Annotated in this window: 23 protein-coding genes; 13 read left to right on the top strand and 10 right to left on the bottom strand. The window is 72.0% G+C overall.

Going from position 1 to position 22,972, the window contains the following annotated elements:
* Positions 1–48 precede the first annotated feature (48 nt).
* The 3 genes from dxr (at position 49) to ispG (ending at position 3,751) form a co-directional block, all read left to right on the top strand.
* Positions 49–1,254 carry a 1-deoxy-D-xylulose-5-phosphate reductoisomerase gene (gene dxr, locus BMY97_RS40225; protein WP_091628194.1) on the top strand — a complete coding sequence of 402 codons (1,206 nt, stop codon included), beginning with the start codon at positions 49–51 and terminating at the stop codon, positions 1,252–1,254.
* A gap of 3 nt (positions 1,255–1,257) precedes the next feature.
* The gene (locus tag BMY97_RS40220) at positions 1,258–2,481 is read left to right on the top strand and encodes a M50 family metallopeptidase (RefSeq protein WP_091628192.1); all 1,224 of its coding nucleotides are present in this window, start codon (positions 1,258–1,260) and stop codon (positions 2,479–2,481) included.
* Positions 2,482–2,617: 136 nt separating this feature from the next.
* Positions 2,618–3,751, top strand: coding sequence for a flavodoxin-dependent (E)-4-hydroxy-3-methylbut-2-enyl-diphosphate synthase (gene ispG, locus BMY97_RS40215; protein ID WP_091628191.1), 1,134 nt, complete (start codon positions 2,618–2,620; stop codon positions 3,749–3,751).
* A gap of 50 nt (positions 3,752–3,801) precedes the next feature.
* Here ispG and BMY97_RS40210 read toward each other — a convergent pair whose 3' ends face one another.
* Positions 3,802–4,056 carry a hypothetical protein gene (locus tag BMY97_RS40210; RefSeq protein WP_091628189.1) on the bottom strand — a complete coding sequence of 85 codons (255 nt, stop codon included), beginning with the start codon at positions 4,054–4,056 and terminating at the stop codon, positions 3,802–3,804.
* Positions 4,057–4,137: 81 nt separating this feature from the next.
* On the opposite strand from BMY97_RS40210, the gene BMY97_RS40205 reads away from it, so the two are divergent.
* The gene (locus BMY97_RS40205; protein WP_091628187.1) at positions 4,138–4,947 is read left to right on the top strand and encodes a helix-turn-helix domain-containing protein; all 810 of its coding nucleotides are present in this window, start codon (positions 4,138–4,140) and stop codon (positions 4,945–4,947) included.
* Here the strand turns inward: BMY97_RS40205 and BMY97_RS40200 are convergent.
* A complete protein-coding gene (locus BMY97_RS40200; protein WP_091628186.1) occupies positions 4,941–5,237 on the bottom strand; it encodes a hypothetical protein in 297 nt (98 codons plus the stop codon). The two genes, BMY97_RS40205 and BMY97_RS40200, sit on opposite strands and share 7 nt — an antisense overlap.
* Before the next feature lie 94 nt (positions 5,238–5,331).
* Between BMY97_RS40200 and BMY97_RS40195 the strand changes: the two genes are divergently transcribed.
* A complete protein-coding gene (locus tag BMY97_RS40195) occupies positions 5,332–6,093 on the top strand; it encodes a GntR family transcriptional regulator (RefSeq protein WP_091628184.1) in 762 nt (253 codons plus the stop codon).
* Between the two features lie 50 nt (positions 6,094–6,143).
* The gene (locus BMY97_RS40190; protein ID WP_091628182.1) at positions 6,144–6,542 is read left to right on the top strand and encodes a VOC family protein; all 399 of its coding nucleotides are present in this window, start codon (positions 6,144–6,146) and stop codon (positions 6,540–6,542) included.
* Here the strand turns inward: BMY97_RS40190 and BMY97_RS40185 are convergent.
* Positions 6,539–6,874, bottom strand: a complete 336-nt coding sequence (locus BMY97_RS40185; RefSeq protein WP_091628180.1) for a cupin domain-containing protein — start codon at positions 6,872–6,874, stop codon at positions 6,539–6,541. The genes BMY97_RS40190 and BMY97_RS40185 overlap by 4 nt on opposite strands.
* 71 nt (positions 6,875–6,945) lie before the next feature.
* Between BMY97_RS40185 and BMY97_RS40180 the strand changes: the two genes are divergently transcribed.
* The gene (locus BMY97_RS40180) at positions 6,946–7,881 is read left to right on the top strand and encodes a helix-turn-helix domain-containing protein (protein ID WP_091628178.1); all 936 of its coding nucleotides are present in this window, start codon (positions 6,946–6,948) and stop codon (positions 7,879–7,881) included.
* A gap of 317 nt (positions 7,882–8,198) precedes the next feature.
* Here BMY97_RS40180 and BMY97_RS40175 read toward each other — a convergent pair whose 3' ends face one another.
* On the bottom strand, positions 8,199–8,405 hold the full coding sequence (locus BMY97_RS40175; RefSeq protein WP_091628177.1) for a DUF4177 domain-containing protein: 207 nt from the start codon (positions 8,403–8,405) through the stop codon (positions 8,199–8,201).
* A gap of 91 nt (positions 8,406–8,496) precedes the next feature.
* On the opposite strand from BMY97_RS40175, the gene BMY97_RS40170 reads away from it, so the two are divergent.
* The 3 genes from BMY97_RS40170 to map all read left to right on the top strand — a co-directional run bounded on the left by BMY97_RS40170 (position 8,497) and on the right by map (position 12,105).
* Positions 8,497–9,351: a GNAT family N-acetyltransferase gene (locus tag BMY97_RS40170; RefSeq protein WP_091628175.1), complete on the top strand. Its 855-nt coding sequence runs from the start codon at positions 8,497–8,499 to the stop codon at positions 9,349–9,351.
* 73 nt (positions 9,352–9,424) lie between these two features.
* Entirely contained in the window at positions 9,425–11,230 is a 1,806-nt protein-coding gene (locus BMY97_RS40165; protein WP_091628174.1) for a penicillin-binding transpeptidase domain-containing protein, read from the top strand.
* Between the two features lie 17 nt (positions 11,231–11,247).
* Positions 11,248–12,105: a type I methionyl aminopeptidase gene (map, locus tag BMY97_RS40160; protein ID WP_091628172.1), complete on the top strand. Its 858-nt coding sequence runs from the start codon at positions 11,248–11,250 to the stop codon at positions 12,103–12,105.
* A 44-nt stretch (positions 12,106–12,149) separates the two neighbouring features.
* Here map and BMY97_RS40155 read toward each other — a convergent pair whose 3' ends face one another.
* The gene (locus BMY97_RS40155; protein ID WP_091628170.1) at positions 12,150–13,121 is read right to left on the bottom strand and encodes an SGNH/GDSL hydrolase family protein; all 972 of its coding nucleotides are present in this window, start codon (positions 13,119–13,121) and stop codon (positions 12,150–12,152) included.
* 831 nt (positions 13,122–13,952) lie between these two features.
* Entirely contained in the window at positions 13,953–14,639 is a 687-nt protein-coding gene (locus BMY97_RS40150) for a FadR/GntR family transcriptional regulator (protein WP_091628168.1), read from the bottom strand.
* A 129-nt stretch (positions 14,640–14,768) separates the two neighbouring features.
* Here BMY97_RS40150 and BMY97_RS40145 point away from each other — a divergent pair, with 129 nt between their 5' ends.
* Entirely contained in the window at positions 14,769–15,962 is a 1,194-nt protein-coding gene (locus tag BMY97_RS40145) for a CynX/NimT family MFS transporter (RefSeq protein ID WP_245787755.1), read from the top strand.
* A gap of 13 nt (positions 15,963–15,975) precedes the next feature.
* Here the strand turns inward: BMY97_RS40145 and BMY97_RS40140 are convergent, their stop codons facing one another.
* Positions 15,976–17,370 (bottom strand): mycothione reductase, encoded by a 1,395-nt coding sequence (locus BMY97_RS40140; RefSeq protein WP_091628166.1) that lies wholly within the window; start codon positions 17,368–17,370, stop codon positions 15,976–15,978.
* Positions 17,371–17,456: 86 nt separating this feature from the next.
* Complete coding sequence (locus tag BMY97_RS40135; protein WP_177231771.1) at positions 17,457–18,317, bottom strand: M15 family metallopeptidase; 861 nt, start codon at positions 18,315–18,317, stop codon at positions 17,457–17,459.
* Between the two features lie 189 nt (positions 18,318–18,506).
* On the opposite strand from BMY97_RS40135, the gene BMY97_RS40130 reads away from it, so the two are divergent.
* Positions 18,507–19,334: a S1 family peptidase gene (locus tag BMY97_RS40130; RefSeq protein ID WP_091628162.1), complete on the top strand. Its 828-nt coding sequence runs from the start codon at positions 18,507–18,509 to the stop codon at positions 19,332–19,334.
* 26 nt (positions 19,335–19,360) lie between these two features.
* Positions 19,361–19,801, top strand: a complete 441-nt coding sequence (locus BMY97_RS40125) for a GNAT family N-acetyltransferase (RefSeq protein ID WP_091628161.1) — start codon at positions 19,361–19,363, stop codon at positions 19,799–19,801.
* Between the two features lie 31 nt (positions 19,802–19,832).
* On the opposite strand, the gene BMY97_RS40120 is transcribed toward BMY97_RS40125, so the two are convergent.
* On the bottom strand, positions 19,833–21,008 hold the full coding sequence (locus tag BMY97_RS40120; protein ID WP_091628159.1) for an 8-amino-7-oxononanoate synthase: 1,176 nt from the start codon (positions 21,006–21,008) through the stop codon (positions 19,833–19,835).
* A 104-nt stretch (positions 21,009–21,112) separates the two neighbouring features.
* Positions 21,113–22,651 (bottom strand): DEAD/DEAH box helicase, encoded by a 1,539-nt coding sequence (locus tag BMY97_RS40115; protein ID WP_091628158.1) that lies wholly within the window; start codon positions 22,649–22,651, stop codon positions 21,113–21,115.
* Between the last annotated feature and the right edge of the window lie 321 nt (positions 22,652–22,972).

Below are 22,972 nucleotides of genomic sequence, written 5' to 3'. Positions count from 1 at the left end.
GTGCTCCGCGGACACGGCCCGCGCCACCGCGGGCGATAATGAACGGCGATGACTACCTCGCGAAGCGTCCTCGTGCTCGGCTCGACCGGGTCCGTCGGGGCACAGGCCCTCGACGTCGCCGCCCGTAACCCGCACCTGTTCACCGTGGCCGGGATCGCCGCCGGCGGGTCCGACCCGCAGGCGCTGGCCGCCCAGGCGCTGGCCCACGGGGTGGCCGCCGTCGCCGTCAGCAGGCCCACAGCGGTGGAGGACCTGCAGCTCGCGCTGTACGCCGAGGCCCAGCGCCGCGGCTACTCGAAGGGCGAGTTCCGCATCCCGCGCATCTTCGCCGGCGCCGACGCCGTGACGGAACTCATCGACGCGGTGAACGTCGACGTCGTCCTCAACGCCCTGCCCGGGTCCCAGGGCCTCGAGCCGACGCTGAAGGCACTGGCCACCGGCTCCACGCTCGCGCTGGCCAACAAGGAGTCGCTGATCGCGGGCGGGCCGCTCGTGCTCGCCGCCGCGAAGCCGGGCCAGCTCGTGCCCGTCGACTCCGAGCACTCCGCCATCGCGCAGGCGCTGCGCGCGGGCCGGGACAACGAGGTGGCGCGGCTCGTGCTCACCGCGTCCGGCGGGCCGTTCCGCGGGCGGAAGCGGGCCGGCCTGGCCGACGTCACCGTCGAGCAGGCGATGGCGCACCCGACATGGTCGATGGGCCCGCTGATCACCATCAACTCCGCGACCCTGGTCAACAAGGGCCTGGAGCTGATCGAGGCCGCATTGCTGTTCGGCATCGAGCCCGCGCGCATCGACGTCACCGTGCACCCGCAGTCGATCGTCCACTCGATGGTGACCTTCACCGACGGCTCGACGATCGCCCAGGCGAGCCCGCCCGACATGCGGCTGCCCATCGCGCTCGCGCTGCACTGGCCCGAGCGCGTGCCGGGCGCCGCGGCCGCCTGCACCTGGGACACGGCGGCGAGCTGGACGTTCGAGCCGCTCGACAACGAGGCGTTCCCGGCTGTCGAGCTGGCCCGCCACGTGGGCGCCGAGGGCGGCTGCCTGCCGGCCGTCTACAACGCCGCGAACGAGGAGGCGGTGGCGGCCTTCCTGGCGCAGAACGCCGGTTTCACCTCGATTGTGGACACTGTTTCGCAGGTGGTGGAAGCCGCCGACGAGTGGCGTCGCGTGCCTCGCGACGTCGAAGATGTACTCGCCGCCGAGCGCTGGGCTCGCGCGCGTGCTGGGACAATGCTGGGTAAGGGGAAGTAGCGCGTGCTCGCCTACATCATCGGGGTGGTGCTGTTCGCGCTGGGGATCTGCATCTCCGTCGCGCTGCACGAGGCCGGTCACATGCTGACCGCCAAGGCGTTCGGCATGAAGGTCCGGCGCTACTTCGTGGGCTTCGGGCCCACGGTCTTCTCCTGGCGCCGCGGCGAGACGGAGTACGGCCTGAAGTGGATCCCGCTCGGCGGGTTCTGTGACATCGCCGGCATGACGGCGCTGGACGAGGTCACGCCGGAAGAGGCGCCGCGCGCGATGTGGCGGTTCAAGACCTGGAAGCGCACCGTGGTCATGTCCGCGGGCTCGATCACCCACTTCCTGCTCGGCTTCGTGGTGCTCTACCTGATGGCGGTCACCATGGGCCTGCCGAACATCGCCGCCGCGTCCGAGCCGATCCCCCCGGTCATCGACGCCACCTCGTGCGCCCGCGCGGCGACCACCACCGCACAGCTCAACGACGAGTCCTGCCCGCCGGGCTCGCCCCAGCCGGCCAAGGCCGCGGGGCTGATGCACGGCGACAAGATCCTGTCGGTCAACGGCAAGCCGACCCCGGCGTGGACCGACGTGCTGAAGGTCGTGCAGGACGCCGGCGGCCCGACGCCGGTCGTGGTGCAGCGGGGGAACGCGACGAAGAACCTGGTCATCGACATCCCGCGGGTGAAGCGGCTCACCAGCGACGGCACGGTGCGCGAGGTCGGCATGATGGGCGCCAAGACCGTGGTCCCGCCCGCAAACCTGCACTACAACGGCCTCACCGCGGTCGGCGCCACGTTCTCCTTCACCGGGACCATGTTCGCCCAGACCGCGCAGCGGCTGGTCCAGTTCCCGGAGCGGATTCCGGCCGTGGTCAGCGCCATCTTCGGCGGCGAGCGCGACCCGAACACCCCGGTCAGCGTGGTCGGCGCGAGCCGGATCGGCGGCGAGGCCGTGCAGCAGGGCCTGTGGCAGCTGTTCTTCTTCCTGCTGGCCAGCCTGAACTTCTTCATCGGTGTGTTCAACCTGCTGCCGCTGCTGCCGATGGACGGCGGGCACATCGCCATCGTCTGGTACGAGCGGGTGCGCGACTGGATCCGCGGGCTGCGCGGCAAGGCGGCGGGCGGCCCGGTCGACTACACGAAGCTCTCCGCGGTCACGATGGTGATCGTCGTGATCGGCGGTGGCATCACGCTACTGACGGTGACCGCGGACATCGTCAACCCGATCCGCTTGCAGTAGCCGGGCGTACCGGCCGGGGCACGACCCGGCCGGTGCCGCCCGGACAGGGCGTAATACTGCTCACCGTGACGGTTGACTTCGTTGAATGTCGTCCGGTCGGTGTAGGTACGCTGGGGTGGTGACCGTCGCGCTAGGTATGCCCGCTCTGCCGCCCCCCGTCCTCGCCGAGCGCCGCAAGACCCGCCAGCTCAAGGTGGGTTCGGTCGGTGTCGGCAGTGAGTCCCCCATCTCCGTGCAGTCGATGACGACGACGCTGACCTCCGACGTCAACGCCACCCTCCAGCAGATCGCCGAGCTGACCGCGGCCGGCTGCGACATCGTCCGGGTCGCGTGCCCCTCGGCCGACGACGCCGAGGCCCTGCCCGCGATCGCGAAGAAGTCGCAGATCCCGGTGATCGCCGACATCCACTTCCAGCCCAAGTACGTGTTCGCCGCGATCGAGGCCGGCTGCGCCGCGGTGCGCGTGAACCCGGGCAACATCCGCAAGTTCGACGACCAGGTCAAGGAGATCGCGCAGGCCGCGAAGGACCACGGCACGCCGATCCGGATCGGCGTCAACGCCGGCTCGCTCGACAAGCGGCTCCTGGAGAAGTACGGCAAGGCGACGCCCGAGGCGCTGGCCGAGTCGGCGCTGTGGGAGGCCTCGCTGTTCGCCGAGCACGACTTCCACGACATCAAGATCTCGGTCAAGCACAACGACCCGGTGGTCATGGTGCGCGCGTACGAGCTGCTGGCCGAGCAGTGCGACTACCCGCTGCACCTGGGCGTCACCGAGGCCGGGCCCGCGTTCCAGGGCACGATCAAGTCCGCCGTGGCGTTCGGCGCGCTGCTGCGCCAGGGCATCGGCGACACCATCCGCGTGTCGCTGTCCGCCCCGCCGGTCGAAGAGGTCAAGGTCGGCATCCAGATCCTGCAGTCGCTGAACCTCAAGGAGCGCAAGCTCGAGATCGTCTCCTGCCCGTCGTGCGGGCGGGCGCAGGTGGACGTCTACACCCTCGCCGAGCAGGTCACCGCCGGGCTCGAGGGCATGGAGGTCCCGCTGCGCGTCGCCGTGATGGGCTGCGTCGTGAACGGTCCGGGCGAGGCCCGCGAGGCCGACCTCGGCGTCGCCTCCGGCAACGGCAAGGGGCAGATCTTCGTCAAGGGCGAGGTCATCAAGACCGTGCCCGAGCACGCGATCGTGGAGACGCTGATCGAAGAGGCCATGCGCATCGCCGAAGCGGCGGGCGAAGGCGTCGGCGAAGGCGCCCCCAGCGTCACCGTCGGCTGAACTGCTCGTGAGTGGCCAGGACGGTGCTCACCGTCCTGGCCGCTCACGAGTCAGCCCTGCAGGTGGTGCTGCGCGGCGTCCTTGATCTGGATCCGGACGTTCTCCAGCGCCGCGGCCACGTCGTCGATCTGCTGCGACGCCAGCTGGATCGAGCCCTGGATGGCGGTGGCCGTCGAGGTCTCGCCGAGCAGGCCGAGCACCTGTGACTGCAGGTCCGCGAGCTCGCTCTTCGTCGCGAGGGCGATGCCGGTGGGCACCTGGTCGGCGAGCTGCTCGAGCTGCTGCGCCTGCTCCTGGATGGTCATCACGAACTCCGCTTCGTCTTCGGGTGGGGACCCCGCCTCCGTGGTAGCAGAAACCCCGCCCGCGCGGCCTACGCTGGTCAGGTGAGTCACAGCTGGGCGTCGCGCGCGCCGCATCCTCTGGTGCGGCCGTTGGTCACGCGCTACATCGGCTACGCGCAGGAGAACGTGACCCTCGCCGTCCACCGTGGACTGCCCTCGCGGCACGTGACGCTCATCATCAGCCTCGAGCAGCCCGTCCGGTTCACCGGTGAGCCGGGGGAGGGCGCGCTGCAGGGGCTCGTCGGCGGCCTGCACACCGCGCCCGCGCTGATCACCCAGGACCGGGTGCAGCGCGGCCTGCACCTGGAGCTGGACCCGTTCGGCGTGCGGACGCTGCTGGGCGTCACGGCCGCCGAGCTGAGCGGCCACATCGTCGACCTCGCCGACTTCGGCGGTGACCTCGCTTCGCTGCCCGCGCGGCTGGCGGAGGCGTCGGACTGGCAGTCGTGCTTCGCGATCCTCGACGACGTACTCGTCGCGCGTGCGGTGGAGCCCGCTTCGCCCCCGCCGGAGCTGGGGGAGGCCTGGCGGTTGATGCGGCACAGCGGCGGCCGGGCGCGCGTCGCCGACTTGGCCGGCGAGGTCGGCTGGAGCCGCAGGCATTTCGGGGAGCGGTTCCGCGCGGAGATCGGGCTGGCGCCGAAGCAGGCGTCTCGCGTGCTGCGGTTCGAACGCGCCGGGCACCTGCTGCGCGGCGGCCTCCGGGACCTGGCCGAGGTCGCCGTCGAAGCGGGTTTCTACGACCAGGCGCACCTTTCCAACGAATGGCGCGCGCTGGCCGGCTGCTCACCGCGGACGTGGATCGCCGAGGAGTTGCCGTTCCTGGAGCTGACGGAAGAGCCCGCTTACTGAAGCGGCCGACGCGGCGAAGGCGGTGTCGCGCGGGAGAAGCAGCTTCGGCAGTCCTGTGCGCGGTCGCGGGCTTCGCCGAGCTCGTCCGACAGCTCGTCGCGGAAGGCGCACCGGGCCGGGATCATGGACCTCGCCTGCGAGCACTCGGGCTCGAGCAGGCCGCTGTCCGGGTCGGCCAGCTGCTCGCGGCGGTACCGGTGGTTGCGGGTGTCGCGCGCCCAGAAGTGGATGGCGTACAGCGCGTGCTCGACCTCGGCCGGGGGCAGTTCGCCCGTGACCCATCCCGTCATGCCTCGCCGATCACCCATCATGATTTCTTGACCGCCAACCGTGGCACGTTCCGCTCAACTGGTCAAGACAAGCTGACCAGTGGATACTGACCGGATGGTGGATCGCACGAGCGGGATGCCCGCGTTCAGGCAGGTCGCGGCTGCCCTGCGCGCGAAGATCGCCGGCGGGCACTACGCGCCGGGCGACCGGTTGCCGAGCGAGCGGGAACTCGTCGAGGCGTACGACGCTTCGCGGCCCACCGTCCGAGCCGCGGTGGAAATGCTTCGCACTGAAGGACTTGTCACGGCCGAGCACGGTCGCGGTGTCTTCGTGCGCCCTGCGGCGAGCGTGCAGCGCATCGCCCGATCCCGGCTGTCCCGCGAGGCGCGCGAGCGGGACCGCGGCGCGTTCCTCGCCGACGCCGAGGCCCGCGGCTTCACCCCGTCGACGTCCACGGAGATCCGCTTCGAGCAGGCCGACGCCCGCGCCGCGCTGCACCTCGCGATCGACGAGGGCACCGAGATCACCGTGCGGGACCGGGTGATGCGGGCCGACGGGCTGGTGGTCCAGCTCGCGGTGTCACGCCTCCCGCGGGCGTTGACGCGCGGCACCGCGATCGAGGACGTCGACACCGGCCCGGGCGGCACGTACGCCCGGCTGGAGGAGCGGGACCACCGGCTCGGTTCGTTCGCCGAGCACGTCGGCGCCCGGATGCCCGCGCCGGACGAAGCGTCGCTGCTGCAGCTCGCCGACGGCGTCCCCGTCATCACCGTGACCCGCGTGGCCTACGGCGCCGACGGGACGCCGTTGGAGCTGAACGAGATGGTGCTCGCGGCCGACCGTTACGAGCTCTCGTACGAGTGGCCCGCGGACTGACCTCCCGTTCTTCCAAGACGGAAGCGGGGTGGCCGGGCGAGACTCGGCGCATGACACCTCAACCGACAGTCTGGCCCGCCCTCCGCTACGACGACGCCCCGGCGGCGATCCGCTTCCTCGTCGACGTCCTCGGCTTCCAGGAGACGCTCGTGGTGCCCGGCACCCCGGAGCGCGAGATCGCGCACGCGGAACTGACCTGGCCCGAAGGCGGCGGCGTGATGCTCGGCAGCACCGGCGGCCCCGTCGACCCGGTGCACGACGCCATGCGCCCCGGTGTCGGCACCGCGTACATCGTGTCCGACCACGTCGACGAGATCTACGCGCGGGTGAAGGACTCCGGCGCCGAGATCACCGAGGACCTGACCGACACCGACTACGGCTCCCACGGCTTCAGCCTGCGCGACCCGGAGGGCAACTCCTGGAGCATCGGCACCTATCGCGGGGCTTAGCCCTCGGGGTAGAAGACGAACAGCGTGCAGCCGGTGGTGGTCTGCGGGACGTGCCAGGAACCGGCCGGGGCGTGCAGGAACGAGCCGGCCGGGTAGTCGCGGGCGCCGTCGTTGAAGGTCCCGGAGACGACGAACACCTCTTCGGGACCGGGCTCGTGCACGTCGTCGCGCGGCCAGGAGGTGCCGGGGTCCATCTCGAGCACGTTGGCGGTCGCGCCGGACTCTCCGCTCCACAGTGGACGGAGGCGGATGCCCGGGAACAGCTCGTGCGCCGGGGAGTCCGCGGTGGCGGCGGACTCGTAGCCCTCCTGGGCGAGGATCGCGGGGTTCACGCCTTCGACGGTGCCGGGCCGGCGGCCGCGGTGACAGTGTCAGGAAAGACGTCATCGGGTACTTTCTTGCCATGCACCGAGTGGTGGGACTGGTCAACCCGGTGCAGTCGACGTTCGAGCTCGGCTGCGCCGCGGAGGTCTTCGGCACCGAACGCGCCGGGGTGCCGCAGCACTACGAGTTCCTCGTCTGCACGGAGACGCCGGGGCCGGTGCCGACCACGGCGGGCTACTCGATGGCCGTCACCGACGGGCTCTCGTTGCTGGCCTCGGCGGACACCGTGCTGATCCCCGGCTGGCAGCCCGTGGACGAACCGCTCTCGCCCCGGGTGTCGCGCGCGCTGATCCGCGCCCACCGCCGCGGCGCGCGGCTGGTCACGATCTGCTCCGGTGTGTTCGCGCTGGCGCGCACCGGCTTGCTCGACGGACGCACGGCCACCACGCACTGGGCGCGCACCGCCAAGCTGCAGCGGGATTTCCCGCGGGTGCGCGTCGAGCCGGACGTGCTGTACGTGGACCACGGCGACGTCGCCACGAGCGCCGGTGCGGGCGCGGGCATCGACCTCTGCCTGCACCTGGTGCGCCGCGACCACGGCGACGCCCATGCGACGCTTCTCGCGCGCCACATGGTGATGCCGCCGAGCCGGGAGGGCGGCCAGACGCAATACGCGCCGGCGCCGCCCCCCGGCGACACCCTCGACGGCCTCCTCGACTGGGCCACCGCCCGGCTCGGCTCGCCACTGACCGTCGACGATCTGGCCGGCTTCCTCAGCGTCTCGCCGCGCACCCTGGCCCGCCGGTTCGCCGGCCGCTTCGGCACCAGCCCCGGCCAGTGGCTGCTGGCCCGCCGGGTCACCGCCGCCCGCACCCTGCTCGAGGAGACGGACCTCCCAGTGGAGGCCATCGCGGCCCGAGTCGGCCTCACCTCGGCAGTAAACCTGCGCCGCCGCTTCCGCGACGCCCTCGGCACGACGCCGGCCGCTTACCGCCGGGCTTTCCGGACACATTGACGGTGTCGCTGAGGACGCCACTCGGACGCCGCCGGGCCAGTGCTGGTGCTGCTGCGGGCGCCGCTCGGACGTCGTCGTCGTGCCGGTGATTGTGATGGTGCCGATCGGCTCGGCCGGACCGCGCTCACGGCGTTGCCGGGCGGGCCGCTCGAACGCCGCGACCGACCTGCTCCTGCCCCTGTCTGGCAGGAGCAGGTCGGCCCGGACGAGGCCGCCCAGCGCCACTGCCGCACCTGCCCGGCAGACCACCCGGCGCCGCGCGCGGCAACGCCACTGCCACCTGCCCGGCAGACCGCCCAGACGCAGCGGTGCCGCCCCTACTGCACCGGCTGCTCGAACGTCACCAGCAGCCCGTCGACCCCGCCGGGGCCGACTCGGCCCCTCACTTCCGCCGAGGTGATCTGCTTGAGCTGCCAGCCCTGCGCGGCGTGCTCGTTCAGGAGCTTTTCGAGCTTGTCGCCGGACATTTTGCCGCCGATCATCTTCTCGCGGACTTCCACGACCTTGTACGTGTAGCGCTGCATGGTCTCGATTGTGCCCGCTGCCGCTCGTTCATCTGAGCGTGTCGGCGGGCTCGCGTTCCGTTCACCCGGTTCATCTGGCACTCTGGACGCTGTGTTGCGGCTTGCAGGTGCACGGCTGCTCGATGATCGGGATTACCCCGCGGTGCGCGCTGCGCTCGCCGCCGACCCGGTGGGCAGCTGCATGGTCAGCGCCCGGGTCGAGGCTTCCGGTCTCGACCCGTGGCGCCTCGGTGGCGAACTCTGGGCCGCCGACAACCGCCCGGCGCGGACCGGGCGGCTCCAAGGGCTGTGCTTCGCCGGTCCGAACCTGATTCCGTTGCGCGGCAACGCGTCCGCGCTGCGGTCGTTCGCCGACCGCGCGCTGCGGCGCCAGCGCACCTGCTCCTCGCTCGTCGGCCCGTCCGAGCAGGTGCTCGGGCTGTGGGACGAGCTGTCCGACGAGTGGGGCCCGGCCCGCGAGGTCCGCGGCGACCAGCCGTTGATGGCGCTGGACGGCCACCCGCTGGTGCCCGCCGACCCCAGGGTCCGCGCGGTGCGCCCCGACGAGCTCGACCGGTACCTGCCCGCGGCCGTCGCGATGTTCATCGAGGAGGTCGGCGTCGATCCCCGCAGCGGTGACGGCGGCGCCAGCTACCGCGCCCGGGTCAGCGAGCTGATCTCCACTGGCCGCGCGTTCGCCCGGTTCGAGGACGGCGAGGTCGTGTTCAAGGCCGAGATCGGCGCCATGTCCGCGAGCGTCGGCCAGATCCAGGGCGTCTGGGTGCACCCGGACCGCCGCGGCGAAGGGCTCGGCACGGCCGGCACCGCCGCGGTCGTCAACCGCCTGGTCCACGGGCTGGGCCGCACCGCGAGCCTGTACGTGAACGGCTACAACACGCCCGCCCTCGCGGCCTACCGCCGGGTCGGGTTCCAGCAGGTCGGGCAGTACGCGACCGTGCTCTTCTGACGAGCGCCGGCCACTCTTCCGGGTCGGCGTTGCGACCGCTGGGCCGCCGCGTCCGGCTGGTTCGATCGGTGACATGGCTCCTGGTCGACGTTCTGCGGCTCTGGCCGCCGTGCTGGTGACCGTGCTCCCTCTGGCCGGCTGCGGCCTGTTCGGCTCGGACGGGCCGCAGGAAGCGCTCGGCGCGTTCCTGACCGCGGTCGCCTCGGGCGACGTCGCCGGCGCGGCCGCCCGCACGGACTCGCCGGCCGCCGCGAAGACCCTGCTCACGCAGGTCCGCACGGCGCTGCACCCGGATTCCGTCGAGGCGCTCGACGAGAACGTGAAGCAGTCCGGCGACACCGCCACCGGCGGCTACCGGCTCACCTGGCACCTGCCGCGCGGGCGCACCTGGTCCTACACCGCGGACGCGCAGCTGCGCTCGGCCGAGGACGGCTGGCAGGTGCACTGGCAGCCGACCGTCGTGCACCCGCAGCTGGCCGAGCAGCAGAGCATCGCGGTGGTGACCGCCCCCGCCCAGCCCGCGCCGGTGTTCGACCGCGACGGCCTCCCGCTGCTGACCCCGCAGACGGTGGTCGGCGTGGTCGTCGACCCGGCCCGCACCGGGGACGCCACCACGGTCGCGCGCACGCTGGGCAAGGCGCTGCACCGGTTCGAGCCGACGGTGACCGGGACCTCGGTGCTCGACGGCATCAAGGCCACCAAGCCCGGCGGCGCGTACTCCGTGCTGTCCCTGCGCGCGGCCGACTACCAGCAGGTCAAGCCCGTGATCCACGATCTGCCCGGGGTCCGGTTCACCAACCAGGAGCGGCTGCTGCCGCCCGATCGCGACACCGGCCGCCAGGTGCTGCCCGCGCTGCGCTCGCTGGTGGAGCAGCAGGCGGCGGGCGCGGCGGGCTGGCGGATCGTGACGCTCGACGTGACCGGCAGCGAGGCGAGCGAGCTGTACGCGGTCCAGCCCAAGGACGCGCCCGCGGTGACGAGCACGCTCAGCACCCACGTCCAGGCTGCGGCGGAGAAGGCGCTGGCGCCGGTGCCGACCGCCGCCGCGCTGGTCGCCCTCCAGCCGTCGACGGGGGAGCTGCTCGCCGTCGCGCAGAACGAGGCCGCGGACGAGCAGGGGCCGCTCGCGCTCACCGGCCGGTTCCCGCCCGGGTCGACGTTCAAGATCATCACCGCCGCGGCCGCGCTGTCGGCCGGGAAGGTCACCGCCGCCTCGCCCGTCGCCTGCCCCGGCACCGTGACGTTCTCCGGCCGCGTGGTGCCGAACGAGGGCCGCTTCGACCTCGGCACCGTGCCGCTCTCCACGGCGTTCGCGCGCTCCTGCAACACCACGTTCGCGCGGCTTTCGGCCGATCTCCCGCCGACGGCGCTGACCGACGCGGGGCGCTCGCTGGGCGTCGGCGCCGACTACACCGTGCCCGGCCTGACCACGGTGACCGGCTCGGTCCCGAAGGCCGATTCGGTGGTGCAGCGCGCGGAGAACGGCTTCGGCCAGGGCACGGTGGTCACCAGCCCGTTCGGGATGGCGCTGGCCGCGGCGGCCGTCCAAGCCGGGAAGGCGCCCGTGCCGACGCTGGTGCGCGGCCAGCCGTCGAAGGCCACCGACGTCGGGCCGCCGCTGCGGCCGGACGTGCTGGACGCGTTGCGCTCGATGATGCGCGACGTGGTCACCGAGGGCACTGCCACCGGGCTGCGCGGCCTGCCCGACGTCCGCGGCAAGACCGGCACCGCGCAGTTCGGCGACGGGACCCACTCGCACGGCTGGTTCGTCGGCTACCAGGGCGACCTGGCGTTCGCCGTGCTGCTCACCGACGCGGGCTCCTCGAAACCGGCGGTGGAGGCCGCGGACCGGTTCCTCGCCGACGTCGCCGGGAAGTGACGTCGTAGGCTGGTCGCATGTCCGTTCGTGCCCCCTTGAAGCCCGGCGTCCAGACGCCGCGCCGCGCCGTCCCCGCCGACATCGCCCGCCCCGAGTACGTGGACCGGCCGGCGCCGAAACGGGACACCGGCAACGGGGTCCGCACGCCCGAGGTCATCGAGGCCATGCGCGTCGCGTCGAAGATCGCCGCGCAGGCGCTCGAGGAGGGCGGCAAGGCCGTCAAGCCCGGCGCCACCACCGAAGACATCGACAAGGTGGTGCACGAGTTCCTGCTCGACCACCACGCCTACCCGTCGACGCTCGGCTACCGCTCGTTCCCGAAGTCGTGCTGCACCTCGCTGAACGAGGTCATCTGCCACGGCATCCCGGACTCGACCCTGATCGAGGACGGCGACATCTGCAACATCGACGTCACGGCCTTCATCGGCGGCGTGCACGGCGACACCAACGCGACCTTCCTCGCGGGCGACGTGTCCGAGGAGGCGCGGCTGCTGGTCGAGCGCACGCGCGAGGCGACGGCGCGCGCGATCAAGGCGGTGCGGCCCGGGCGTCAGCTGAACGTGATCGGCCGCGTGATCGAGGCGTACGCGAAGCGCTTCGGCTACGGCGTGGTCCGCGACTTCACCGGCCACGGCGTCGGTCCGGCTTTCCACACCGCACCGACGGTGCTGCACTACGAGGAGCCCTCGGTGCACACGATGATCGAGGAGGGCATGACCTTCACGATCGAGCCGATGATCACCCTCGGCACCATCGACTACGACATGTGGTCCGACAACTGGACCGTCACCACGAAGGACAAGAAGTGGACCGCCCAGTTCGAGCACACCCTCGTGGTGACGGCGGACGGCGCGGAAATCCTCACCCTCCCGTAGCCCTTCGCGAGTGTTTATGACCGGCATGAACACTCACGAGTCTTTCAGCGGATTCCGGCGGTGCGGGCCATGTCGCGGACCTGGCCGTTGCTCGCGGCGTCGCGGGCGGCGGGTGCGTGGCCGGCGCTCGAGCCCACGCCCAGCGCCTTCGCGATCAGCGACGCCTCGGCCTCCATGCCCGCGCGCAGCGGGTGGTAGGCGGCCGCGACAAGCAGGTTGGTGGACTGCCCGTTGATCCAGGCCGCGTCACCGGCGCAGGCGTCGTGGCCGAGGCTGGGGCCGTACGTGTCGACGTAACGCGCGCCCTGTTTCCGCGCGGCGGTGGCGATGGCGTCGTTCAGCTGCCGCTCGACGCTGTCAGCCCAGCGATAGTCGCCGTCGGCGAAGGGGAGCACGCTGGGGCAGTAGCCGCTCGGCGGCGCCAGCCGGGGGTAGCCGACCATCACGATCGTCGCGGCGGGGGAGTGCTCCCGCACGCCGCGGACGACGCCCTCCAGGTTCTTCTCGGTGTTCTTCAGCGCGGCGGCCATGGTGTCGACGCCGTTGACGGTGAAGTGGTCGCGGCACGGTGAGCCGGTCGGGTCGCTCGCGCGCACCGTCGGGCAGGTGCCGACGAGGCTGCCGAAGACGCTGTAGTCGTTGCCCCCGATCCCGACGGTCACCAGGTCCGTGTCCAGCGACAGCGAATCGAACTGCGCGGGCTGCGTGGAAAGCGGGACGCTCGGCGACGGCGTGACCTGTGAATGGGCCATGTTCGTGGTGTCGGCCGAGGAGCAGCTGGCGTCGGTGAACGCGCCGGCGGTGTCGTAGAGCCCGAGCCGCGTGGCCAGCCAGGACGGGTAGTTGTTGTTGGAGCGGAAGCACCAGCTCGCCTGCTGCCAGGGGATGAGCGGGCCGGCGGTGTAGGAGTCGCCGAGCGCGACGTACTTGTGGAACGCCGGCGCCGCGGACGCGCTGGTCGCCCCGGCGACCAGGCCCACGAGCACGAGCAGGACAGCGAGTGGTGAACGGCGCACGGTCTCTCCCTCAGGACGGCTGATCCCCGCACTCTCGCACGATCCATGCTGAATGTGAGAGTCTTTCACGTTCAAGTGTCCTGCACGCGGGTGACGAGGAAGGTCGCCTTCGTGAGGATTCCGGACGGGCTGGGCCTGGATTACGCGGATTCCGGGCTGGGGGGCGGCCTTGGTGGAGTTCCTGCCGTGCGCCGGTCGGCCGGGGTCGGCAGGTGGGCCGGTCAGGTTGGCCGATCGCCGCTCGGCGGGTGTGCCTGGGCCGTGTCGGCAGGTGGGCCCGGGCTGGCTGGTGGCCGGTGGGTGAGCTGACGGGGTCGGTGGTCGGCAGGTGGGCCCGGGCTGTGGGGTCCGTGGTCGGCAGGTAGGCCCGGGCTGGGGTCCGTGGACGGCGAGGGGAGTGGGCTGCGCCAGTGGTCAGCGACGAGCTCGGGCTGGCCGGTGGTCGGTGAGCTGGCGGGGTCGGTAGGTGGGCTGCGTCGGCCCCGCAGTCGGCGGGGTGGGGTGGCCGGCGGGTGGTGGGTGAGCTCGGGCTGGTCGCTGCTCGGCCGGGTGAGTTGTCGGGCCGGGGGTCGGTGGGTGAGCTGTGTCGGGCCCGCGGTCGGCGGAGTGAGGTGTGTCGGGCGGGGCGAGGTGGGCTGGTGGCTGGCGTTCAGCGGGCGAGCTCGGGCTGGTCGGTGGTCGGCGGACGAGCCGGGCCGGGTGGGGGCGATTGGTCCGGCAGTCGGTAAAGCTGTCGGCACAAGCAGACAGCAAATCCGTCGGCAAGAGCGGACAGCAAATCGGTCGGCAAGAGTCCGTAGGCACAAGCAGGAAGCAGATCGGTCGGCGAGATCAGTCGGCTGTGGGCTCGTCCGTCCGGGCCAGTAGTTCGTCGAGGAAGCCTGCGGCCTCGGCGGCTGCGCGGGTGGCGTCGCGGGCTTCGATGGCGTCGACTAGGCCGTGGTGTTTGATGGCCTCCGCGTGTTCGGGGTCGTCGGAGGAGGTCGAGGCGACGCTTGCGGTGATGGCCTCCATCAGGCCGCGGTACAGCTCGAACAGCAGGCTGTTGTGTCCACATCGGACAACCTCGAGGTGGAATTCCGCGTCGATGTGGACGAAATCCTCGAGCCGGCCTTCGTCTTGGTCGGCGTCGCGGCGTTCGAGGAGGTCTCGCAGGTTCGCGAGTTCCTCGTCGGTGCGGGCGGTGGCGGCCAGGCGCGCGCCCTCGACCTCCAGGGTGCGGCGGACCTGGAGCACCTCGCGCAGCTCGGTCCCGCACAGTCGCCGGATCGCGCCGGAGACCTCGCTCGTCGCGCGCACGTACGTGCCGTCGCCCTGGCGGACCTCGAGGATGCCGGTGTGCGCGAGCGCCCGCACGGCCTCCCGCACCGTGTTGCGGCCCACGCCGAGCTCCGCGGTCAGCGCCGCCTCGGTCGGGATGCGCTGCCCGAGCGGCCATTCACCGCGGGTGACCGCGTCGCGGATCTGGTCGATGACCTGATCGACCAGGCCGGTGCGGCGTGTGGTGGCCAAAGGCACAGGTTTATCCCTTCATCCAATCATCCTACGTATGTCATAGTAGCCGACGTGTCCGTCGATTCCTGGGATCCCACCCCGCGCCCCGCCGCCTCGTACGCCGACCGTCTCGAGCTCGAACTCGAGGGCAGCCTGGAAGAGGAGGCCGGCGGCGGCCGTCGTCCCGGGGTGATCGCCGGCGGCGTCCTGCTCGCCATCGCCGTGGTGCTCACGGCGATGAACCTGCGCCCCGCCATCACCAGCGTCGGCCCGCTGCTCGCGGAGATGCGGGCCGACCTCGGCGCGTCCGCGCTGTGGGCGAGCCTGCTGACCACGTTGCCCGGCCTGTGCTTCGCGGGCGCCGGCCTCGCCGCGCCGCTGCTCTCGCGCCGGTTCGGCATCGGCGCGGCCATCTCGTTCGCGCTCGCGGTGCTGACCGTGGGCCTCGTGCTGCGCGTGGTCGACGGCCCGCTGGTGGTGCTCGGCGGCACGCTCGTCGCGACGGCCGGCATCGCACTGGTCAACGTCCTCATCCCGGTGGTCATCAGGGACTCCTTCCCGGCCCGCGTCGGCATGATGACCGGGGTCTACACCGCGGCGCTGCAAGGCGGCGGCGCGCTCGGCTCGTCGGTCAGCCCGCCGATCGAGGGGGTGCTCGGCGGTTGGCGCCCGGCGCTGGGCGGGTGGGCCGTGCTGGCCGCCATCGCGCTGGTGGCCTGGCTGCTCGCCGCGCGCGGCACCGGACGGACCGCCCGCACGACGACCGGGGGCGAAGGCGGGCGTTCGCTGATGCGCAACCGGCTGGCCTGGATCGTCACGATCTTCTTCGGGCTGCAGGCATTCATCGCGTACGTGGTGATGGGCTGGCTGCCGCAGGTCTTCATCGACGCCGGGGTGTCCAAGGGCGACGCCGGGCTGCTGCTCGGCCTGATGTCCGTGATCGCCGTGCCGATCAGCCTGGTGATCCCGCCGATCGCCGCGCGCCAGGGCAGTCAGAGCCTGTGGATCCTCGGCATGGGCGTGTGCGGTTTCGCCGGGATGCTCGGCCTGCTCTTCGCGCCCGGCGCGTCGCCGCTGCTGTGGAGCATCCTGATCGGCATCGGGATGAGCGTGTTCTCCTTGGCATTGACGGTAATCGCGCTGCGTGCGCGCACCGGCGCCGACACCGCGCGGCTTTCGGGCATGGCGCAGGGGTTCGGCTATCTGCTGGCGGCGGTGGGACCGTTCGTGTTCGGGCTGCTGCACGACGCGACCGGAGGCTGGACGGTGTCGCTGATCGTGCTGATCGTGGTGATGTGCGCGCAGATGGCCTTCGGCGTGCTGGCCGGACGCCGCCGCTTCGTCTGACTCCCGAACGGGGTCAGTCGAGCGGCAGGTTCAGCAGCGCGTTCTCGATCAGCTCCGGCATCGCCGGGTGGATCCAGTACTGGCCGCGCGCCATGGAGCGCGCGTCGAGGCCGAAGCTCATCGCCTGGATCAGCGGCTGGATCACCGAAGACGCCTGCGGGCCGATGATGTGCGCGCCGAGCAGCTGCCCGGTGGCCGGGTCCGCGAGCAGCTTGGCGAAGCCGGTGGTGTCCTCCATCGCCCAGCCGTACGCGATGCCCGCGTAGTCCTGCTTGGAGACCACATAGGACACACCCTTGGCACGCGCCTTCTGCTCGGTCAGCCCCACCGAAGCCACCTGCGGCGCGGTGAACACCGCGTGCGGGACGAACCGGTGGTCGGCCTCGATCCGCTCGTCCGGGTGCAGCAGGTTGTGCTGGACCACCCGGGACTCGTGGTTGGCGACGTGCTTCAGCTCGTGTGGCGAGGACAGGTCGCCGAGCGCGTAGATGCCGTCCACCACGGTCTGCTGGTAGCCGTCCACCACCACGTGCCCACTGTCCATTGTGGTCACTCCGGTGGCGGCGACGTCGAGCCGGTCGGAGTTCGGCGTGCGGCCGGTGGCGACCAGGATCAGGTCGGCCTCGACGGTTTCCGCGCCCTGCGGGCCTTCGAGGTCCAGCGCGACGCCCGAGGCGGTCTTGCGCGCCCGCGTGGTCTTGCGGTCCAGCCGCACGTCGTAGCGTTCCGCGGCCAGCTCGGTGAACCGCGCGCTGACCTCCTCGTCCTCCGAGCGCAGCAGGGCGCCGGACCGGCCGACGACCGTCACCTCGACCCCGAAAGACGCGAAGACGTGCGCGAACTCGGCCGCGATGTAGCCGCCGCCGATGATCACGATGCGCCGCGGCAGCTCGTCGAGCCGCATCACGGTGTCTGAGGTGTGGTAGCCGGTCTCCTCGAGGCCCGGGACGTCCGGGATCACCGGGCGCCCGCCGGCGGCGAGCACGAAACGGTCGGCGGTCAGCACCTCGTCGGGCCGCCCGTCGGAGAAGCTGACGCGCAGCTCCTTCATGCCGGTGAAGCGGCCTTCGCCGGTGTAGACGTCGACGTTCTTGTTGTCCTCGTGGTGCTTCCGGTACTCGGCGCCGCCCGCGGCGATGGGGTCGATCCGGCCGAAGATGCGGTCCCGGATTTCCGGCCAGCGCACGGCCTTCAGCTCTTCGTCGACGCCGTAGCGCGAGCTGTGCGAAGGCGTCGTGGCGACGTCGGCGGCGTAGACGAACATCTTGGTCGGGATGCAGCCGACGTTCAGGCAGGTGCCGCCGAAGGTGCCCTTCTCCACGATCGCCGTCTTCCAGTCGGCGAACTGCGGGCCGAGGATCGAGTTCCCCGATCCGGTCCCGACGATCACCAGGTCGTAGTGCGGCACAGTCTTCCTCCGAAAGCCGGTCAGACGGGTGTTCCCCACCCTAGCCAACCGGTTCGCCCGACCGGGTGTTCCCGCGGCGACGCCCGTCACTGCCCGGTGGCGGTGAAGTGCATCCGGTCCGTCGGCGAGGTCCAGGCGCCGCCCCAGCTCCAGCCCACCGCGGCGAAGTCGCGCACCACCTCGCTGCCCGCGAGCGCCATGCCCGGTCGCACCCGCGAACGGTCGACGTACGCCGACGCCAGCTCCGGCAGTACCAGGTCGCCCTTGGTGTACGGATTGCAGAACGGGTTCACGTCCATGGCCAGCCCGTACGCGTGCGAGGACCAGTTCGTCTGGCCGCGCACCGGCCGGCAGACGAACGCGCTGGTGTCGTTGCCGTCGCCGGTGGGCGGGGCGTCCAGCTCGGCCGGCGCGGTCACCCGCATCTCCTCGATCGGGAAGCGGGCGGCGAAAAGCTGCCCGAAGACCTGCGTCATCGCCTGCGCGCCGGTGCGGTTCACCAGCAGCTCGCCGGTGTGCGCGCGGTTGTCGAAGCCCCAGAAGGACACCGTCACGTAGCGGAGGTCGGACGCCTGCACCGGGCAGGCGGGCTGCCAGGTGCTGCGGGCGAGGACGTCCGCGGGTACGGCGCCGACCTGGGCCGCGAACGCGGTGCCGGCCGGCGGCGGCAGGAAATCGTGGGTCGGCAGGGACCGGTTCACCAGTTCGGGTGGGGTCGGTTCGATCTCGCCGAAGCCGTCCGCTCGCCGGGGGAGCGGCCGGGCACCCACCTGCCAGGTGACGGCGGGGGCGCTCGACGGCGCCGGAGTTGTCGGAGATGCCGGGGTTGTCACGCCTCGTGACGGCGGAACCGGGCTCGCCGACTGCGTGGCCGGGGTGTGGGTCGTACAACCGACCAGCAGGAACGCCATCAGCGCGCCTGCCGCCGCCATCGCTGTCCGTCGCATGCGCTCAGCTAAACAAACGCGCTCGGTGAGCACGCAGTCCACCCGTTCCAGTGACACCATTTCGGGCCTGCTCCGTTTAGGGTAACGACGGTCGTCCGTTCACGCGCCGGAGTCGAACAGTCTCAGCCGGTTGGCTCCCGGGCGCGCGGACCGCACCGCGCCGCTTGTCCGATCGTGAAGGGGAACCCCATGCCCGCCAAGTATCGCCGTCCCCTGCTGCTCGTGGCGGGAGCGCTGCTCGTGACCGCGGCAGTGGTGCCGATCGCGGTCGGCTCGGCCTCGGCGCAGGACGAGCCCAGCGGCCCCGCTTCGGGCGCGCAGCCGCGGATCGTCGGCGGCGACGAGGCTTCGCTGTCGGATCACCCGTACGCGGTGTACCTCACCGACTCCGGCGGCAACCAGTACTGCGGCGCGGTGATCGTCAGCTCCTCGGCGGTCGCGACGGCGGCGCACTGCGCGAAGGCCATCGCGGCTTCCGACACCCGCGTGGTCGCCGGAAGGCAGGACAAGCGCACCGACGACGGCATCGTGCTCGCGGTGTCGAAGGTGTGGATCGACCCGGACTTCACCGATCCGACCAAGGGCGACGACATCGCGGTGCTGACCGTGCGCGGCCAGCTGCCGTACCGCCCGGCGAAGGTCGCGGACGCGAGCGACCGCTCCTCCTACGACACCGGCACGCAGGCCACGGTGCTCGGCTGGGGCCGGCTGTCCGACGGCGGCGCCCGCTCCGACACCCTGCGCAGCGTGGTCGTCCCGGTGGTCAGCGATTCCGCGTGCAAGACGGCCTACGACACCTACGACCCGGCGAGCATGGTCTGCGCGGGCTACCCGGACGGCGGCAAGGACGCCTGCCAGGGCGACTCCGGCGGCCCGCTGGTGGTCGGCGACACGCTGATCGGCGTCGTCTCCTTCGGCGACGGCTGCGCGAAGGCGGGCAAGCCGGGCGTGTACACGCGGGTTTCGGCGTTCTCGGACGACATCGCGCAGCAGTCCCAGGGCCGCATCCTCGGCTGAGATCCGGTCGCTGGTATGCAGGGACCGTGAGCACCCTGTTTACCGCGGCCGGTCCCGACCTCACCGCCGCCCAGTTGTACGCCGTCCTCCGCCTGCGCTGCGACGTGTTCGTGGTCGAGCAGGAATGCGCGTACCCCGAGGTGGACGGCCGCGACCTGCTGCCGGGCACCCGGCACCTGTGGATCGGCAGCGAAGAGGGCGTGGACGCGTACCTGCGGGTCCTCGCCGAGCCCGGCGGTGTCGGCCGGATCGGGCGGGTGGTCACGGCGAAGTCCGCCCGCGGCCGTGGCCTGGCGGGGGAGCTGATGGCCGCCGCGCTCGACGGCGCTCCCGGCGAGTTCGTGCTGGACGCCCAGACGTACGCCCAAGGCCTGTACGCCCGCTACGGCTTCGTGGCCGAGGGCGGGGAATTCCTCGACGACGGCATCCCGCACATCACCATGCGCCGGCCCGCGATCGCCGGGTAGCACGCCGGATTTCCGTGCGGTGGCGGGAAAATCAGGCCGTGGCGCCGCGCGGGGCGGAAGCCGTGATCACCTTCACCGCGCGGTCCAGGTCGGCCTCGGTGAGGTCGGCGCGGGCGGTCAGGCGCAGCCGCGAGATGCCGTCCGGCACCGACGGCGGCCGGAAGCAGCCGACGCGGATTCCGTGCTCCGCACAGGATTCCGCCCAGGCGACGGCGGCTTCGGCCGAGGGTGCCTGCACCGAGATCACGGCGGCGTCCGGCAGGCTCGCCCGCAGGCCCGCGGCCTTGAGCTGCATCGCGAGGTTCCCGGCGTTCTCCACGACCTTGCCCGGCAGGTCCGGCTCCGACTTCAGCACGCCCAGCGCGGACAGCGCGGCGGCGGCGCTGGCCGGGGCGAGGGCGGTGTCGAAGATGAAGCTGCGCGCGGTGTCCACGAGGTGCTTGATCACCCGCCGGGGGCCGATGACGGCGCCGCCCTGGGCGCCGAGGGACTTCGAGAGTGTCACCGTCGTCACGACGTCCGGGGCGCTGGACAGCCCGGCCGCGTGCACCGCGCCGCGGCCGCCTTCACCGAGGACGCCGAAGCCGTGCGCGTCGTCCACCAGCAGGGCCGCGCCGTTCTCGCGGCAGATCCCGGCGAGTTCACCGAGCGGGGCGAGGTCGCCGTCCACCGAGAAGACCGAGTCCGTGATCACCAGCGCGCGGGGCTTGCGGCGTGTGGACAGCGCGTGCTGGATCGCCGACGGCGTGCTGTGCGCGACGGCCGCGACGTCGGCCCGCGAGAGCCGGCAGCCTTCGATCAGCGACGCGTGGATGTACTTGTCCGTGACGATCGCGGATTCCGTGCCGGACAGGGCCGTCACCGCGCCGAGGTTGGCGGCGAAGCCCGAGGAGAACACCAGCGCCGCCTGCGCGCCGCAGAACCGCGCGAGTTCCAGCTCCAGCTCGGTGTGCAGCTCCAGCGAACCGGTGACGAGCCGGGAGCCGGTGGACCCCGAGCCCCAGCGCAGCGCGGCCGCCGCCGCGGCGCCGGCGACCCGCTTGTCCCGGGCCAGGCCGAGGTAGTCGTTGCCCGCCAGGTCGAGTTCTTCCGGCTGCGCCGGCCGGGGCCGCAGCCGCCGCACGAGCCCCGCGGCCGCCCGCTTCTCCGCCTCGGCGTCGAGCCAGTCGAAGACGTTTTCGGGTGGCAGCTGGGGGGATTCGGTCACGTCCCGCAGTCTCCCACCCTGGCCCGCGCCGCGGATGTGCACCCCGTCACGGGAGAAGCCCCGTCCGGCGGGTGCCGGACGGGGCTTCTCCTGACTGCTCGGACTCAGCTGTCGTAGCTGCGACGCGGGCCGCGGCCCGCCGGACGCTGCGGACGACCCGCGCCCGCGCCGTTGCGGCTGCGCCCGGCGTAACCGGGACGGCCGCCTTCGCGCGAACCCTGGCCGTAACCGCCGCCGCGGCTTTCGCCGTAGCTGCGGTCGCCACGCTCCCGACCGCCGCCGTAACCGCGGCCGCTGCCGCCGCTGCGGCGCGGCGACTCACGACGACGCTCGATGACCGGCTCGCCGCTCGGCGCCTGGGCGCCGGTGATGCGCGACAGCTCGTCGTCGCCCGGGCGGACCATCGTGGTCTCGGCGCGCACGCCGGCCCGATCGGTCATCCGGCGGACGGTGCGCCGCTGGTCGTGCGTCACCAGCGTGACCACGACACCGGACGCCCCGGCGCGCGCGGTGCGGCCCGCGCGGTGCAGGTAGTCCTTGTGGTCGGCGGCCGGGTCGACGTGCAGCACCAGCGAGATGTTGTCCACGTGGATACCGCGCGCGGCGACGTCGGTGGCGACCAGCACCGGGGTGTGGCCTTCCTTGAAGTCCGCGAGCACCCGGTTGCGCTGACCCTGCGTCTTGCCGCCGTGCAGCGCCGCCGCGTGCACACCCTGCTCGCGCAGCCGCTCGGTGAGGCGGTCGACGTGGTGCTTGGTGCGCACGAACATGATCGTGCGGCCCTCGCGGGCGCCGATCTGCGTGATGATGTCCTGCTTGTCCTGGTGCGAAACCTGGAGCACGTGGTGGTCCATGGTGTCGACGCTCGCGGTGGACGGCGCCACCGAGTGCGTGACCGGGTCGGTCAGGTACTGCTTGACCAGCCGGTTGACGTCACCGTCGAGCGTCGCCGAGAACAGCAGCCGCTGCCCGCCCGGCGGGGTGAGGTCGAGGATCTCCCGGACCTGCGGCATGAAGCCCATGTCCGCCATCTGGTCGGCCTCGTCGAGGGCGATGAAGTTGCAGTCGCCCAGCGAAGCGGTGCCTTGCCGGACGTGGTCCGAAAGGCGGCCCGGGGTCGCGATGAGCAGGTCGACGCCGCGGGAAAGCGCGTCGGCCTGGCGGGTGAAGGCCATGCCGCCGACGGCCGTGCGGCACCACAGGCCGAGCGACTTGGCCAGCGGGGTCAGCGAGTCCGCCACCTGCATGGCGAGCTCACGGGTGGGCACCAGCACCAGCGCGCGGGGGCGCTTGGGCCGGGCCCGGCCGCCGTTGAGCCGGGCCAGCATGGCCAGGCCGAACGCCAGCGTCTTGCCCGAACCGGTCTGGGCGCGGCCCAGCACGTCGCGGCCCGCGAGCGCGTCCGGGATGGTGGCCGACTGGATCGGGAACGGCGAGTTGATGCCCGCCTCGGCCAACGCGCGCAGCAGCTCCTCGGGGAGCCCCAGCTGGGCGAAGGTCTTGGTGGCCACTGTCTCGACGGCGTCGTCGCGCAGCATGCCCTCGCCGCCACCACCGGTGGCCGGGCGCTGACGCGGCTTGCGGTCGGGACGGCCCGCGTGGGCGGACGTCGATGAGTGACCGGAGTTGAACGTGACTGTCACAAATGCCTCTCGGACGTGGTACGTCGCAAGGGAGGCCCGGGCTGCCCGCACGCAGGCAGGGCAAGATGGTGTGCGATGGGCTTTCACAGGGACGGACCCGGCACACCATGTCGTGACCGACATCGAGCGCCGATGGAAGTGCTTCGGATTCACCGCGAACCCGTAGGTGGGCTTTGGAGGCGACGGACACCAACTCATCCACGCCGCCGGTTGCGGTCTGTACATACTGTACCGGAGCCGGGGCTTCGACTTCGCACCCAGGTCCACGGTTGTGGGCGGCGTCGCAGGGGTGTTGTGCGCCACAGTCCCCGCGACGCCGCC

Source organism: Amycolatopsis saalfeldensis, assembly GCF_900110575.1.
Lineage (GTDB): Bacteria > Actinomycetota > Actinomycetes > Mycobacteriales > Pseudonocardiaceae > Amycolatopsis > Amycolatopsis saalfeldensis.
The sequence above is the reverse complement of the archived record's forward strand: the minus strand, read 5'-3'. Positions and strand labels throughout refer to the sequence as shown.